This is a genomic window from Rodentibacter trehalosifermentans (assembly GCF_002000545.1).
GTDB classification, from domain to species: domain Bacteria; phylum Pseudomonadota; class Gammaproteobacteria; order Enterobacterales; family Pasteurellaceae; genus Rodentibacter; species Rodentibacter trehalosifermentans.
The window spans coordinates 23,092-38,374 of sequence record NZ_MLHL01000031.1 but is presented as its reverse complement, the minus strand read 5'-3'; the positions used below and the strand labels follow the sequence as shown (position 1 = coordinate 38,374).

Sequence of the window (15,283 nt, the reverse complement as noted above, 5' to 3'; positions counted from 1 at the left end):
CAAGAATAAAAAAACAATATTTTATTCAAGTGATTAATTTTAGTTCAACCATAAAAAAATTGGTGCATTATTGCACCAATTTTTCTTTTTATTCAACCTTTGCCCGGGTTGGTTCGGAATAGACATGGCTAATCGCACTGTGATGCCCTGCAGAACCTTTCCCATAGAAGTAATAACGGGACTCTATCCATTCAATAATCGGAAAAGGTTTTCCCATTTCTTCACTCGCTTTTGCAAGTGTCATTTCCGCCTTTGTATGAGCAACTGAAGAAACGGTTCCTAAACGACCGTTAAACTCATAAGTGCGGATAAATTCCTTAGTGTTTTCTATCTCGGGATGTTCAACCTGTATCGGATCAACTGAAATCTCACTTTGAGCGTTTTCCGCTTTAAGACGATCTAATGATTCCTGTACTTTTTTCTGTACCGATTCATTCGCCGGTTGAGTAATAAAATCCAAGGCAGGTTTTACTTCCACAGCGGTATTTTCAACCACAATACCGGTAGCCGGTGTAATAAATCCTTTTTTGGTTTTCTCTTGCTCAAGCAACTCGTCCACCGATAAGAATTGATTTTCTTTCGGTGACAATACATTCACTGTTGAATAATCTACCCATACTTTACCGCTTGCCAATTCCGGTGAAACGACCGCAGCAAATAACGGCACTGGAGATTTCATCTCATGACGGCGACGGCGTTGATTGTTTGCCACACGTAAATGGCGTGGCATACGACGTTGACGTTCTTGGCGTTCCTGACGTGGCGGTTTTTCTTCCGTTATTGAAGAGGTTTCAACCTTCTCAACTACCTCAAAATTTTCCACCTTTACAGAATTTTCTGCCGTTGGAGTATTTTCCTCAATTCGCACACGCTTATTCAGCTCACGACGTTGGCGGCGGGGCGGCATTTGCTCAATTTTCTGTTCCTGATGGTCGTCAGAAACAGCGGCAAAACTAACCGCACTTTCGCTGAGATTTTCATCTGCAATGTTATTACGGCGGGAACGGCGCTGATTACGTTCACGCGTTAAACGAATATTTTCTTCTGAGTTTTCCGCCTCCTGATTTTCCACCTTCGCACGGCGCGTACTACGCGGACGATCTGTTGAACGGCGTGGGTTGCGACTATTACGGTTATGGCGATTTTTACTTTTTTCTTCCACTACCGGCTCGGAAGCAAACAAAGCTTTAATTTTAGCAATAATTTTTGCCAACCATGACGGTTCATTGGATTTACGTTCTAATGGCGTTGGTGCTGCTTCCGAAATAGAAAGTGATACTGCTGCGCTTTCTACGGCAGCCTGTTCCTGCACCGCCATCGCTTCCACACTTCGAGAAACTGAAGTTTCATCCCCTGTTTCATCTTGTGCACAATGAATTTTCGCTAAATTATAGCTTAATTCATTCAGCTCCTCGCCATCACGCATACGGAATACACTGAAATGCGGTGTTTCCATTGCTTCATTCGGCACCACAATAACATCAACATCATGGCGTTTTTCAATGTTACTGATCGCTTTACGTTTTTCATTTAAAAGATAAGATGCAATTTGCACCGGCACAATGGTGTGAACCTGTTTGGTATTCTCTTTCAACGCTTCTTCTTCGATCAAACGCAAAATAGACAAAGAGAGCGATTCGTTATCACGCACTTTCCCTGTGCCTTGGCAACGAGGGCAAATATGATGGGAGGATTCCCCTAATGAGGGACTTAAACGCTGACGGGACATTTCCAATAAACCGAAACGTGAAATTCGGCTAATTTGAATACGAGCCCGATCTTGACGTACGGCATCACGAATACGGTTTTCCACTTCTCGTTGGTGGCGAACCGGGGTCATATCAATAAAGTCGATGACAACCAATCCCCCTAAATCACGCAAACGTAATTGACGGGCGATTTCATCTGCGGCTTCTAAATTGGTATTCAGTGCGGTTTCTTCAATATCGCCGCCACGGGTTGAGCGGGCGGAGTTAATATCAATCGCCGTGAGGGCTTCTGTGACATCAATCACAATAGAACCGCCGGACGGTAAACGCACTTCACGTTGGAATGCGGATTCAATTTGGGATTCTATCTGATAATGGCTGAAAAGCGGTACTTCACCTTGATAAAGTTTCACTCTATTGATGAAATCCGGACGAACCAATTTGATGTGAGCTTTTGCCTTTTCAAAAATTTTCGGGCTATCAATGAGAATTTCGCCGATATCGCGACGTAAATAATCACGAATCGCACGAACAATCACATCACTTTCTTGGTGAATTAAGAAAGGGGCCGGGCGACTTTGCGAAGCTTGTTTAATCGCCTCCCAGTGGTGTAATAATACTTTTAAATCCCATTGTAATTCTTCCGGTGATTTACCCACACCAGCAGTCCGTACAATTAACCCTACGCCTTCCGGCACGTCTAAAGCACTTAATGCCTCTTTTAATTCGGTGCGTTCATCCCCTTCAATACGACGGGAAATTCCCCCAGCACGAGGATTGTTTGGCATAATCACCAAATAGCTGCCGGCAAGAGAAACGAATGTGGTAAGCGCAGCACCTTTGTTCCCACGTTCTTCCTTATTCACTTGAACAATAATTTCTTGTCCTTCGCTTAAAATATCACGAATATTCGGGCGGCCTTGGAAAACATAATCGGCCGGAAAATATTCTCGTGCAATTTCTTTTAACGGTAAAAAACCGTGGCGTTCTGCACCATAATCAACGAATGCCGCCTCAAGGCTAGGTTCCACACGGGTAATTTTTCCCTTGTAAATATTCGCTTTTTTCTGTTCATGACCCGGACTTTCAATGTCCAAATCAAAAAGGCGCTGTCCATCGACAAGTGCCACGCGCAACTCTTCTTTTTGCGTTGCATTAATTAACATTCTTTTCATTGTCAATTCTCTTTCTTAAATTAAAAAATACCTCAAAATAAACCGCACTTTGCTTCGCTATCGACCTCGTGTTTCTCGCGCCAGTCAATCTCACGATTGTATGTTGCTGGGTGCATTGATAACGTTATGAAACAATTAAAGGATTGTTTTATAAAACAACGCAATGTTTCCCACGCGTTGCAAGCGGCACATTTATTTAGAGAAAAAATGTTGATTATCAATGTCTTATGCCAAATGCTGCATTGAGTTTTTACCAACAAACTTGCCATTTCTTTACGCCGGATTTTAGGCATAAAAAGACGCTCTATTATCCATAGAAACCGATAAATTAGCAAGGCGAGAATTCCCCTCAAAAAGGCTTTTATGATATGATTCGCGCCAATTTTCGAAAGGTGAAAAAATGACGGAACAAAAAGAAAACATCATCAATGCCACGGTAAAAATACTCACAATTAATGAGGATGAAGCCGGTCAGCGCATTGATAATTATTTGTTGACAAAACTCAAAGGTGTACCAAAAAGTTTAATTTATCGCATTGTTCGTAAAGGTGAAGTGCGGGTGAACAAAGGACGGATTAAACCTGAGTATAAATTGCAAATGGGTGATGTGGTACGGATACCACCGGTGCGTACGACAGAAAAAAATAATGCCCCGATATCGAAAAATTTAAATAAAGTCGCCGATCTTGAACACAAAATTTTGTTTGAAGACGATTGCCTGATCGTGCTAAATAAACCTTCCGGCATTGCGGTTCACGGAGGGAGCGGATTAAACTTTGGCGTGATTGAAGCCCTGCGTGCCCTACGCCCCGAGGCACGTTTTTTAGAATTAGTTCATCGTTTGGATCGGGATACCTCCGGTATTTTGCTCATTGCCAAAAAACGTTCGACATTACGTCATCTCCACGAACAACTCCGCATAAAAACCGTACAAAAGGATTATTTAGCCCTGGTCCGCGGACAATGGCAATCCCACACAAAAATAGTCAAAGCCCCTTTACTTAAAAATGAACTCTCCGGCGGCGAACGCATTGTGCGTGTAAATGAACAGGGTAAACCTTCTGAAACCCGTTTTTCCATTGAAGAACGTTATCCGAATGCCACACTGATAAAAGCCTCGCCAATCACCGGACGAACCCATCAAATTCGTGTGCATACCCAATATGCAGGGCATCCTATTGCGTTAGATGATAAATATGGCGACAAAGATTTTGACGAAAAAATGAAAGCATTAGGCTTAAATCGTTTATTTTTGCACGCTTTCTCTATTCGTTTCGAGCACCCTAAAACAAATGAAATCTTGCGGGTAAATGCACCTCTTGATGAGAAAATGAAAGCGGTACTGAAAAAGTTACGGGAAAGCAAATAGACAAATTTGGTATTTATTGCTATATTTGCACGCGGAGACAACTTGTTTCTATCAATATTTTTTCATAATAACGACAACAAAAGGATAGCAAAATGGCAAAAGGACAATCTTTACAAGATCCTTATTTAAATGCATTACGTCGAGAGCGTATCCCCGTGTCAATTTATCTCGTCAACGGGATCAAATTACAAGGTCAAATTGAATCATTTGATCAGTTTGTGATTCTACTAAGAAATACCGTTAACCAAATGGTATACAAACACGCAATTTCGACTGTGGTGCCGGTTCGCTCTGTTTCTCATCACAATAATAACCATCATAATGTGCAAGCAGTAACAGAAGTATCGGAAGAAACTGAAACAAAAGCCGAATAGCCGATTCAAATATCTTCTCAAAGTGCGGTTAAAATTTAAGGTGTTTATATTACAACTGCACAAAGTCGATTTTTAACAAAGGGTGACTTTTGGATTGCCCTTATTTTTACATCTTTTATAAAAACCTCCCGCAATAATATAAAATCTCCATTGGCTAATTAGCCAATGGAGATTTTTTAAATGGGTAACCCTTTACACCATCACGGTAAATATAAAAAAACCATTTTATTTTTCACCGCACTTTTTTATTCTTTACGTTTATCCGATCCAATTAAATCGGATCCAACCCTAACACTTTCCGTCCGTTAATACTCGCAATATCCACCATCGCATCCAAATGCGGGAAACGACAACCCGCCGCAAGCAAACTTAGCTCTTGCCATAAGTCCCCTTCACAAAGGGGAACCATATAGTCACAGATATTATCCGTTCCCAAGGCAACGGTAATTCCTTCCGGAATCATCTCATCTGCCGGAGTTAAAGCGTTATGAAATGGCATAAGATCTTCTTTCCGGTTACTATCAATCCACGCCATAGGGCAGGCGATCATCATCATTTTTGCTTTACGCATTTTTTCGTAAAGTTTATAGCGATATTCTTTTGAATGAGAGCCGATTGAAATGCCGTGAATCCCTACTACACGCCCTTCCATACCGTGTTCAATTGTTTTATCACACAGTTGTTCCGTTTCTTTTTCACTCGGATTATTGAATTGATCCACATGAACGTGGCACATAATACCAAGAGATTTGGCTTTATCGAGTAAAATATCCATTGCCTCAAGACCACGTCCGTAATCCAACTCATCACGATAAGGCAAGCCACCAATCATATCCACCATTTCCGACCCGATGTCGAACCATTTTCGTGCGGTTGGTTCAATCACCCCTTTTAAGGTCTGATTGGCAAATTTAAGAATAATATCGTGTTTATACACTTCTCGAGCTTTATGGGCTGCGATAATCGCCCGATCTTCACAAATCGGGTCAATATCCACAAAAGTTCCAAATGCCGTCACCCCTTGGGAAATCATTAACTCAATTGATTGGCAAAAACGGGCATAATAATCATCTACACTGGACGTGCGTTTTACTTCATCCACCAAATCCCATTTTTGTTGTAAATTACTACTATGATAAATCCCGATTTTTTCCGGTGTCATAGTGAAGGCGCGATCAGCGTGAGCGTGGGCATTCACCCAGCCGCCTTTTTTAATGATTTCATCGCGAATATAGGTTTTGAAACTACGAACATGGCTTTTCATACAAACTCCATAAAAAGAATGAGGATAAAAAGACGAGAAGCGTATTAATTGAAAGGCGCAAAAAACGCGGCGAGAAGCATTGTAATAATGTTATGAAAACTCACGGATTTTCATTAATAACATCTTTCCAGTCTTAAACTGGAGCGCAAGTATAAAGGGTTAAATCTCAAAAAGCTATTCATTTTTATTGCGTAAAGAGTTCAACTAATACTTTGCTATTTTTCAAAAAATGAATTTTCTCGTTTGAACATTTCCAAAAATAACCCGAGCGGAGGACGAGTCGAAGACAGCTCTTGATAAGTGCGGTCAAATTTTTTGTAGTTTCCTTTGCGATCGATGTGGTATTGCGTACCATCAGGTTGAATCAGCACATTCCAACGATAATTGGAAACAAGCACCCAGTCATCTCCTTTCAAATCAAATAAGTTACGACCTTGCGAATAATCATTGAGAGGATTCTGAAGGTTAAAAAGGTGTGTCATTAATGCCGGCAATATATCGGTATGGCTCGTCAGCCCTTCTTTTATTCCCACCGGCAAGGCTTTCCAATAAACCAACAACGGCACTTGAATTTGATCACGAGCAAAATAATTTAACCGCTCTTTTTCATTCATATCATCGAATGTCAACCCGTGTTCTGCGGTAATAATCACCATCGTATTGTCTAGCGGCGTATTCGCTAATGCCTCTTCAATCAACCGATCAATTTGCCCTAAAGTGCGGTCATATTCCGCTTTGTTTTTGACTTGTAGTTCAAGATCAAGATAAGCAAACCAAGCCTCATTTGCTTTTCTTACCGCCATAAATTCATTGAAATTTTTGACCGCACTTTCATTACCCAATTTACGCTGAGGCAATTTTATTCCACGGAACAATGCTTGGCGGAAAAGGCTCTCTTTAAAATTGGTTGCCGAGAATAACCCCATTTGATATTGCTCCGCTCGTAATTTTTCAATCAATACGGAAGGGGTGTGATTGCTCAAAATACTGTCCACATAGTTGGCATTTAAACCGTAAAATAAGCCGACTAATCCCGCCCTATTTGTATTGCCACTACTGTAATGATTGGCAAATTGGCTTGAACTGGTGGAGAACTCCGCTAATTTTGGCATTTTTTCATTGGAAATCGCATCATAACGCAACCCAGAAACCGTGATGATTAATATATTCGGTTTCACAGCCATTGGGGCGAAATGAAGTTTATTTTTTGGATAATCAATTTTTAATGCATCTAACCGCCCTTCCTGATCTAATTTTTGCGTATATTGTTCGCCGTCTAATAAGCCGTGTTTTTCCAAGAATGAGCGTACCGTCATCGGGTAAGAAAGGGGAAAGTTTGAACGCTGCATGGTAATAGGGCGATACAAATACGCATCCGCCCATGCATAAATCAGATGAGTGGCGATAAAGGCTAAAGTGAAAAAAATCCCCACTTTCTTCAACCATTTTTGGCGTTCCAAACTGCGCAGTTTTTCCCAACTCCAACGGGAAAACAGCATTTGCACCAGTAAAATTATCGGCATTGGCGCAAAGAAAATTTGCCAATCACGGGACATTTCGCCGTTTTCCGGATTCACCAATAAATTCCACACCACGGAGGACAAATGCAAATTAAAGCGGTGAAACACTTCAGTATCAAAAAGCAGTAAAGTCGTGCAAATGGTGGAAAAAATCACGGTTAAACCACGGAAAGTGCGGTGATTTTTGACAATAAAACTTAGGGGAAAAATCACCAACAAATACAGGGCAAACACGCTAAAACTGAAATGTCCCAGCAAGCTGACAAAAAAGTAAAGTTTGCCGCTTAGGGTATCCGGCCAATCAATCAGGAAGGCATAACGGGCGCCGATTAACACGGCAATAATAATATTAAAAAAGGCAAACCAATGACCCCACGAAATTTTTCGTGAAGTGTCGTCACGGTATTGTTTTCCGCTGAACGTGCCTTTTTTAAACCACATCATATTAGTGCGTTTTCACTGCATTGATTAAAGAATTGGAGAATGCTTTCGCTAAGGCTTCACGTTGGCTTTGCGGCACACTGGTAGTGAGCAAATTACTAGCCATATTGCCCAGTGCGATGAGCGATAAATCCACCGGTGCTTTGTGTCTTTCCAACACCGCAATCATATCGTTGATGATGGCGTTCAGCTGTGCATCGGAATATTTTGAATGTTGAGCCATTTGTAAAAAAATAAAAGAGAAAAAAGTTGCTCTATCATACCCGATTATTGACAAGATCCTAAATAATTTCTTTTTTCTTACAGAAAAAGTGCGGTTATAATTTGCGGTGTTTTTGAAAGAGGAAAAATAAATGAGCATTACCGTAAATCAAATTGTGCTACACCAATTAATCAAAAAAATTAACGATGAAAATACTAAAATGGAAAGCATTCTGCGTGACGAATTGCTGACGATTACACCCGAAGTGGAACAAATGATGCTACAACTCCACCAATGCTATCAAAACAAAGCCAAAGCCTTTGGTGTTTTCCAAGAACATTCCGTCTTCGCTCAACATTTGAACCGTTTATTGGAGCAGGAAATGGAATTTTTGGGATTCAGCCAATATGCCACCAAACTGCTGGCGGAGGAATTGAGCAAATATAATTTTGCTGATAGCGGCACGCTGATTTTGTGCCAATATAATTTTTTAGCCACGGATTATTTATTCATCGCATTGCTCGACAACCGCCACAGTATGTTGGTAGATGAGCATTTGGACATTCGTCGCACGGAATATTTAGACATCACCCAATTTGATATTGCCGCCCGGGTGAATTTGACGGATTTGCAGGTAAACGCCAATTCCAACCGTTATTTAACCTTTATTAAGGGACGCGTAGGGAGAAAAATCAGTGATTTCTTTATGGATTTTTTAGGGGCGGAAGAAGGATTAAATCCACAAGTTCAAAATCAATGTTTACTGCAAGCGGTGAGTGATTATTGCGAACAAGGCGAACTGAATAAAGAACAAACCCAAGCGGTAAAAAAACAAGTTTTTGAGTATTGCAAAGGACAACTTGCCGGCGGTGAAGAAATTGAATTAACGGAACTTTCCGAAAACTTACCCACTCTAAACGAGCAATCTTTTATTTCCTTTGCCGAAACACAAGATTACGGACTGGAAGAAAATATTCCGCCTGTGCGTTCAACATTAAAATCGCTCACAAAATTTTCCGGTTCAGGCAAAGGGGTGACATTAAGTTTTGATGCGGACTTACTTAATACCCGTATTCATTGGAACCCAACAGCTGATGAGCTAACAATTAAAGGTTTACCGCCTAATTTAAAAGACCAATTACAAAAGTCACTGAAATCAGAGAATTAGTTTGGCAAGCGTATTAACTTTGGGTATTATTTCGCTAAATTTGCAAAAAATAAGGTAAAGAAAATGCAATTTAAAACTCTTTTTGGTGCAACCGTATTGGCATTAAGCCTTTCTGCCTGCTCCACTATTGAAAAAGTGGTTTATCGTATTGATGTGCCGCAAGGCAATTATTTAGAAGCCGCCAATGTCGCACAAGTGAAGCAGGGGATGAGCGTTCAACAAGTCCAATATTTACTCGGTACGCCCGTTTTAATCGATCCTTACAGTAATTTAACTTGGTACTACATTTTCCTCCAACAACGAGCCTACCAAACGCCGGAACAATATACTTTTACGGTCAAGTTTGACCAACGTGGTATTGTTACCGAAACAACTTTAGATAAACCATTGCCGGAAATAACCGCACAAAACGAAAATAACACAATTATTGAACGCAAAGGTGATGCCACTAAAAAATCTTGGTGGAAATTTTGGTAATCCTTTTATTGCCTGCTTTAGCAGGCATATTTTTGGGTTATAAAAAATAATCTCAAGAGTCTTGATTATGTCAAAAATTTTATTAGTTGATGATGATACCGAACTGACAGACTTACTTTCAGAAGTCCTTTCCTTATCAGGCTTTAATGTAGATATTGCCAATAACGGGCAAGAAGCACTCAATAAACTTGAACAGGATTATTCACTAATTTTGCTAGATGTAATGATGCCTGTATTAAATGGTATTGAAACCCTAAAACAAATCCGCCGTCAATCCAATATTCCCGTAATGATGCTTACCGCGCGCGGTGACGATATTGATCGTGTGTTAGGTTTAGAACTCGGTGCCGATGATTATTTGCCAAAACCTTTTAATGATCGTGAATTAATCGCCCGAATTAAGGCTATTTTGCGCCGAAGTGAAAATAATTCCAACAAAGTTCAGGATAGACAAGAAATGCAAAATAATGAAGGTTGGATTTATTTTGACGGATTAAAACTCAATCAACGATACCAGCAAACCTTCTACAAAACACAAGAAATCCCCCTCACGGTTTCGGAATTTTCACTACTTGAAGCATTAATTCTCTCACAAGGTGAACCTATTACACGGGAAGAACTCAGTATGCACGTATTAGGAAAATCCCTTAGCCCTTTTGATCGTTCCATTGATATGCATATGTCAAATTTACGCAAAAAATTACCCCCAAGAAAAGATGGATTACCTTGGTTTAAAACTTTACGGGGACGGGGATATCTTTTAATTAGCGAGTAATGACATCCAATGCAATATCAAAGTAAATTTAGTTTAAACCAGCTGACAATCCGAACATTTACCGTATTCTGGGTTGGATTTTTTGCCATGATGGCTCTTGTTGTTACCTTACCGTATTTGGATAGTACTATTTACTCTTCGTTACAAGAAAATGAAATTACCCACTATCAAAAGAAGATCGCAGAATCAATTCGTAACAATAAAATTAAATCGTTAGCCGCCAAAGTTCCGATTCTACCAATTGATAAATCAGATAACGCACGACCGATATTATTTGATCCTAACAAGAAAGAAATTCTCGGCGCATTCAATGAAGAAAAAAACTATGTTTATCGCTTCATTGATAATGCAAATGAATTTTCACATCCAATGAAAAAGAATTTCAAAGATATTCAAATTGCAGGTCCTTTTCAAATTTATTTAGATGATTTTAGTGAACCCTTTTCACTCTTTTTTATCTCTCGTGTCAATCCATATCAAGAAATTTTACGGTATATGATTGATTACCCAATCGTACTTTTTTTACTTACCGTATTCATTACCAGCCCATTATTATGGTGGTTTACCCACACCATCGTAAAACCAATCTCACGTTTACAGAAAGCGGCTAATTCTGTTGCACTTGGAAATTTTGAGGTTGACTCACAATTAACCAAACATGGTCCGCTTGAACTTCGTCAAGTAGGACAAAGTTTTAACCGAATGACAAAATCAATCAATGATTTGCTCTCAAACCATCAAAATTTACTTTCCTCCATTTCTCATGAGCTAAAAACCCCTCTTACCCGATTACAGCTCGCTACTGCCCTTATTCGCCATCAAATAGGCGATAATCTCGCACTGAAGCGAATCGAAAAAGAAATTGAGAGAATGGATAAAATGATCAATGAGCTACTTTTAATTTCCCGTCAACAAATGAACTCACAAACCGAACGGAATATTTTCCCGGCTGAAAACATTTGGCACGACGTGATACAGGATGCGCTCTTTGAAGCGGAGCAACAACGCATTGAATTTGAACAATATATCAATTTGCCAAATAACGGCATGCCAATTCTCCTTAACGGCAACATTAAATTATTACAAAGTGCGGTCGAAAATATCATTAGAAATGCGCTGAAATACACAAAGGATAAGATCAAACTTACTATTTTTATCCAAGAAGAAGAAGAAGAAGAATTTGTCAGGATCCGCATTGATGACAACGGATCCGGGGTGAGTCCCACTGAGTTTGAAAAAATTTTCCATCCATTCTATCGTGTCGATGAAGCCCGTACACGCACAACTGGCGGCACAGGGTTAGGGCTTGCCATTGTTTCCAATGTGGTTAAAGAACATCAAGGAAAAGTTTGGGTTGAGAAAAGCGAATTTGGCGGCTTGGCTGTCACTATCGCCTTACCGCTTTGGCTAAATAAATAAATTTTGCCTGCTTCTGAATGGTCAATGTTTTAGAGTGAACCCCGCTCCACAATAATCCCGACACTTCGTGCTTGAGAAACGGCTTGGGGTTTACTCAATTTTAAACGCAATCCTGAAATGGAAAAGCGTTTTTGTAGCAAATCTGCGACCTCATAGGCCACGCGCTCAACCAATAAAAAAGGTTTAGATTGCACGTAATCCAAAATCAGCTGGCTGACTTCTGCATAATTCAGGCAATATTGTACATCATCGGTTTCTGCCGCTTTTCGGCAATCCCACTCCATTTCAAGATCAAAAATCAGCTTTTGTTTAATTTGTTGTTCCCAATCATAAACGCCGATTTGTGCAAATACCGTCAATTCTTCAATAAAAATTTTATCCATTGTCAGATTCCTCTAAAATTATTGTAGGCGTATGCTATCAAGTTTAGGTAGAATAGCGAATCAATTTTATCAATTAGAGGTGAAAATGAGCCTGTTCGCCATCCTTTATATGATTTTTGCCTACCTTTTAGGCTCAATTTCCGGTGCTATTTTAATTTGCAAAATGACGGGCTTGCCTGATCCTCGCGAGCACGGCTCCCACAATCCCGGTGCAACCAATGTTCTCCGTATCGGCGGACGCTGGACGGCATTAGGCGTGCTAATTTTTGATATTTTAAAAGGAATGCTGCCGGTTTGGGCGGGGTATTATCTTGGGTTCACCCAATTTGAATTAGGAATGGTGGCATTAGGTGCTTGCCTAGGGCATATTTTCCCCGTTTTTTTCCAATTTCGCGGCGGAAAAGGCGTTGCCACCGCTTTTGGTGCCATTGCTCCCATCGCCTGGGGGGTAGCCGGAACTACTTTCGGCACTTGGATGGTCCTATTTTTAGTCAGCGGTTATTCTTCTTTAAGTGCAGTCGTTACTGCACTGTTAGCTCCTTTTTATGTCTGGTGGTTTAAACCGGAATTTACTTTCCCCGTTGCTTTGGTAAGCTGTCTTTTGGTCTATCGCCACCACGACAACATTCAGCGTTTGTGGCGTGGGCAAGAAGACAAAATGTGGTCAAAATTTAAGAAAAAATAAAAATCTCTCTTCTAGAAAATGGATTAAAATTGGCAATAAAAATCACCGCACTTTACGAAAAAAGTGCGGTGATTTTTTCACTATTATGTAGCAATTGCATAAAACTTTATTTTGGATTTATTTGTAGGGCCACACTGCGTATGTCCGCTTGTAATATATTGAAATAATTTGGTTTTATAAAGGACACACGCAATATGCCCCTACATTTTTTCCTTTTGTGCATTTGCTATATAATGCCGATTTTTTTAGAAGTTTTTCTTTGCCGACAAATTTAAGGAACAACTTTCCTCTTGTTAAAAAATTCAAATCTGTGCCAAAAATTCCTCTTCCGAAAGAATTGCTACGCCCAATTCCTGTGCCTTGGTCAGTTTTGAGCCTGCAGCATCGCCGGCGATAACAAAATCCGTTTTGGCAGAAACAGATCCACTGACTTTCGCCCCCATTTCTTGTAGCAAGGCTTTGGCTTCATTTCGCCCCATTTGGCTGAGTGTACCGGTGAGAACAACGGTTTTACCTTTGAACGGGTTTTCCTTTACTTCTTTTATTTCTACCGCTTCCCAATGTACCCCTTGTGCGATGAGATCTTGCACTACTTCCACATTATGAGGTTCACGCCAGAATGCCAGAATGCGGTTAGCCACCACTTCGCCCACATCCGGCACTTGCTGGAGCTGTTCAAAATCAGCATTTTGCAAGGCTTCAAGGGTTTGAAAATGATTGGCGAGATTCAAGGCGGTTGCTTCACCGACTTCACGAATCCCTAAGGCAAAAATAAAACGGGCAAGAGTAGTCTGCTTGGCTTTTTCTAAACTGTTTAGTGCATTTTCCGCTGATTTTTTCCCCATACGTTCTAAACGTGTCAGTGTGGTAAGTTCAAGTTTGAACAGATCTGCCGGTGTGTGGATTAATTCACGATCTACCAACTGTTCAATCAATTTTCCGCCAACGCCGTCAATATCCATGGCTTTGCGTGAAACAAAATGTTTTAAGGCTTCTTTCCGCTGTGCTTCACAGAATAGCCCGCCGGTACAACGAGCTACCGCTTCACCTTCGATGCGGACAATTTGCGAGCCGCACACCGGGCAATTTGTCGGGAAAACAATGGGTTTGGCATCGTTCGGGCGGCGTTCACGCAACACGCCGATAATTTGCGGAATCACATCACCGGCACGACGAATGATCACCGTATCGCCGATGGCAATGTCCAAACGGGCAATTTCATCCCCATTGTGTAAGGTCGCATTACTCACAGTCACGCCGGCAACAAATACCGGTTCTAATTTCGCCACCGGGGTAATTGCCCCTGTGCGTCCCACTTGGAATTCCACACCATTTAATACTGTTAATTCCTCTTGTGCCGGAAATTTATAAGCAATCGCCCAGCGGGGCGCTTTCGAAATAAAACCCAACGCATTTTGCAAAGCAATATCGTTAATTTTCAGCACTGTGCCGTCAATATCATAACCAAGCTCACTGCGTTTATTTTGAATATCGCGATAAAACGCCAAAACCTCATCCGAACCGTTGCACAAACGAATTTCCGGATTGACCGGAATACCGATAGATTTCAACCATTGTAAACGCTCATATTGGGTATCGGGTAAATCCACGCCTTCTGCAATGCCGATACCGTAAGCATTCAATACAAGGGGACGTTTACTGGTGATTTTCGGATCGAGCTGACGCAGTGATCCTGCCGCCGCATTGCGTGGATTGGCAAAGATTTTCTCACCGTGTGCTAGGGCGTATTCGTTCAAACGTTCAAACCCTTTATGGGGCATAAATACTTCTCCCCGTACTTCAAGGCGTGCCGGCGGATTGTCTGTGAGTAATTGCAACGGAATGTTACGAATGGTGCGAATGTTCGCTGTAATATCTTCCCCCGTGGTGCCATCGCCTCGGGTTGCCGCTTGGGTCAGCACGCCGTTCACATATAAAATGCTCACCGCCAGTCCGTCCAGTTTTGGCTCGCAACAAAAAGTGAGCGATTTTGGTGCCACTGTCAAACGCTCTTCAATACGTTTGACAAAGGCGTGAAATTCCTCATCGGAAAAAGCATTATCAAGGGATAGCATAGGAATTTCATGACGGATTTGGTTGAATCCTGAAAGAGGCTTTGCTCCAACCCGTTGGGTTGGTGAGTCGGTGGTAATCAGTTCGGGATGTTCTAATTCTAAGGCTTTGAGCCGGTGAAAAAGACGATCATATTCGCTATCCGGCACGCTTGGGTTATCCAAAACGTGATATTCATATTCGTATTGACGCAAGATTTTGCGTAGATTGTTAATCTGAGTTTGAATGTCAGTCATAAAATTCTCGATG

13 protein-coding genes are annotated in these 15,283 nt (G+C 41.0%); 7 read left to right on the top strand and 6 right to left on the bottom strand.

The window, feature by feature from the left end:
- Nucleotides 1-88: 88 nt before the first annotated feature.
- Nucleotides 89-2,884 carry a ribonuclease E gene (gene rne, locus BKK52_RS06250; RefSeq protein ID WP_077420273.1) on the bottom strand — a complete coding sequence of 932 codons (2,796 nt, stop codon included), beginning with the start codon at nucleotides 2,882-2,884 and terminating at the stop codon, nucleotides 89-91.
- Between the two features lie 400 nt (nucleotides 2,885-3,284).
- On the opposite strand from rne, the gene rluC reads away from it, so the two are divergent.
- Nucleotides 3,285-4,253 (top strand): 23S rRNA pseudouridine(955/2504/2580) synthase RluC, encoded by a 969-nt coding sequence (gene rluC, locus BKK52_RS06245; protein WP_077420275.1) that lies wholly within the window; start codon nucleotides 3,285-3,287, stop codon nucleotides 4,251-4,253.
- Between the two features lie 92 nt (nucleotides 4,254-4,345).
- Nucleotides 4,346-4,627, top strand: coding sequence for an RNA chaperone Hfq (gene hfq / locus BKK52_RS06240; RefSeq protein ID WP_077420277.1), 282 nt, complete (start codon nucleotides 4,346-4,348; stop codon nucleotides 4,625-4,627).
- A 271-nt stretch (nucleotides 4,628-4,898) separates the two neighbouring features.
- On the opposite strand, the gene BKK52_RS06235 is transcribed toward hfq, so the two are convergent.
- The 3 genes from BKK52_RS06235 to BKK52_RS06225 all read right to left on the bottom strand — a co-directional run bounded on the left by BKK52_RS06235 (nucleotide 4,899) and on the right by BKK52_RS06225 (nucleotide 8,075).
- A complete protein-coding gene (locus BKK52_RS06235; RefSeq protein WP_077420279.1) occupies nucleotides 4,899-5,891 on the bottom strand; it encodes an amidohydrolase family protein in 993 nt (330 codons plus the stop codon).
- Between the two features lie 215 nt (nucleotides 5,892-6,106).
- Nucleotides 6,107-7,855: a DUF3413 domain-containing protein gene (locus BKK52_RS06230; RefSeq protein WP_077478269.1), complete on the bottom strand. Its 1,749-nt coding sequence runs from the start codon at nucleotides 7,853-7,855 to the stop codon at nucleotides 6,107-6,109.
- A gap of 1 nt (nucleotide 7,856) precedes the next feature.
- Nucleotides 7,857-8,075 carry a YejL family protein gene (locus BKK52_RS06225; RefSeq protein ID WP_077420332.1) on the bottom strand — a complete coding sequence of 73 codons (219 nt, stop codon included), beginning with the start codon at nucleotides 8,073-8,075 and terminating at the stop codon, nucleotides 7,857-7,859.
- Between the two features lie 130 nt (nucleotides 8,076-8,205).
- Here BKK52_RS06225 and yejK point away from each other — a divergent pair, with 130 nt between their 5' ends.
- From yejK to cpxA, 4 genes are all read left to right on the top strand, one after another.
- The gene (gene yejK, locus BKK52_RS06220; RefSeq protein WP_077478268.1) at nucleotides 8,206-9,222 is read left to right on the top strand and encodes a nucleoid-associated protein YejK; all 1,017 of its coding nucleotides are present in this window, start codon (nucleotides 8,206-8,208) and stop codon (nucleotides 9,220-9,222) included.
- A gap of 63 nt (nucleotides 9,223-9,285) precedes the next feature.
- Nucleotides 9,286-9,699 (top strand): outer membrane protein assembly factor BamE, encoded by a 414-nt coding sequence (gene bamE, locus BKK52_RS06215; protein WP_077420285.1) that lies wholly within the window; start codon nucleotides 9,286-9,288, stop codon nucleotides 9,697-9,699.
- Between the two features lie 67 nt (nucleotides 9,700-9,766).
- Nucleotides 9,767-10,474, top strand: coding sequence for a response regulator (locus BKK52_RS06210; RefSeq protein WP_077420287.1), 708 nt, complete (start codon nucleotides 9,767-9,769; stop codon nucleotides 10,472-10,474).
- Between the two features lie 9 nt (nucleotides 10,475-10,483).
- Complete coding sequence (gene cpxA, locus BKK52_RS06205) at nucleotides 10,484-11,893, top strand: envelope stress sensor histidine kinase CpxA (RefSeq protein WP_077478266.1); 1,410 nt, start codon at nucleotides 10,484-10,486, stop codon at nucleotides 11,891-11,893.
- Between the two features lie 29 nt (nucleotides 11,894-11,922).
- Here the strand turns inward: cpxA and folB are convergent, their stop codons facing one another.
- Nucleotides 11,923-12,276 (bottom strand): dihydroneopterin aldolase, encoded by a 354-nt coding sequence (gene folB, locus BKK52_RS06200; RefSeq protein WP_077420291.1) that lies wholly within the window; start codon nucleotides 12,274-12,276, stop codon nucleotides 11,923-11,925.
- A gap of 85 nt (nucleotides 12,277-12,361) precedes the next feature.
- Here folB and plsY point away from each other — a divergent pair, with 85 nt between their 5' ends.
- Nucleotides 12,362-12,961 carry a glycerol-3-phosphate 1-O-acyltransferase PlsY gene (plsY, locus tag BKK52_RS06195; protein ID WP_077420293.1) on the top strand — a complete coding sequence of 200 codons (600 nt, stop codon included), beginning with the start codon at nucleotides 12,362-12,364 and terminating at the stop codon, nucleotides 12,959-12,961.
- Nucleotides 12,962-13,263: 302 nt separating this feature from the next.
- Here the strand turns inward: plsY and ligA are convergent, their stop codons facing one another.
- Nucleotides 13,264-15,270 carry an NAD-dependent DNA ligase LigA gene (ligA, locus tag BKK52_RS06190; RefSeq protein ID WP_077478264.1) on the bottom strand — a complete coding sequence of 669 codons (2,007 nt, stop codon included), beginning with the start codon at nucleotides 15,268-15,270 and terminating at the stop codon, nucleotides 13,264-13,266.
- Nucleotides 15,271-15,283: the final 13 nt, after the last annotated feature.

Bases quoted from the DNA above. Each gene is read 5' to 3' on its own strand.
- BKK52_RS06210 (WP_077420287.1), top strand. From the start codon at position 9,767: ATGTCAAAAATTTTATTAGTTGATGATGATACCGAACTGACAGACTTA.
- cpxA (WP_077478266.1), top strand. From the start codon at position 10,484: ATGCAATATCAAAGTAAATTTAGTTTAAACCAGCTGACAATCCGAACA.
- bamE (WP_077420285.1), top strand. From the start codon at position 9,286: ATGCAATTTAAAACTCTTTTTGGTGCAACCGTATTGGCATTAAGCCTT.
- BKK52_RS06225 (WP_077420332.1), bottom strand. From the start codon at position 8,075: ATGGCTCAACATTCAAAATATTCCGATGCACAGCTGAACGCCATCATC.
- BKK52_RS06235 (WP_077420279.1), bottom strand. From the start codon at position 5,891: ATGAAAAGCCATGTTCGTAGTTTCAAAACCTATATTCGCGATGAAATC.
- plsY (WP_077420293.1), top strand. From the start codon at position 12,362: ATGAGCCTGTTCGCCATCCTTTATATGATTTTTGCCTACCTTTTAGGC.
- rne (WP_077420273.1), bottom strand. From the start codon at position 2,884: ATGAAAAGAATGTTAATTAATGCAACGCAAAAAGAAGAGTTGCGCGTG.
- rluC (WP_077420275.1), top strand. From the start codon at position 3,285: ATGACGGAACAAAAAGAAAACATCATCAATGCCACGGTAAAAATACTC.
- hfq (WP_077420277.1), top strand. From the start codon at position 4,346: ATGGCAAAAGGACAATCTTTACAAGATCCTTATTTAAATGCATTACGT.
- ligA (WP_077478264.1), bottom strand. From the start codon at position 15,270: ATGACTGACATTCAAACTCAGATTAACAATCTACGCAAAATCTTGCGT.
- BKK52_RS06230 (WP_077478269.1), bottom strand. From the start codon at position 7,855: ATGATGTGGTTTAAAAAAGGCACGTTCAGCGGAAAACAATACCGTGAC.
- folB (WP_077420291.1), bottom strand. From the start codon at position 12,276: ATGGATAAAATTTTTATTGAAGAATTGACGGTATTTGCACAAATCGGC.
- yejK (WP_077478268.1), top strand. From the start codon at position 8,206: ATGAGCATTACCGTAAATCAAATTGTGCTACACCAATTAATCAAAAAA.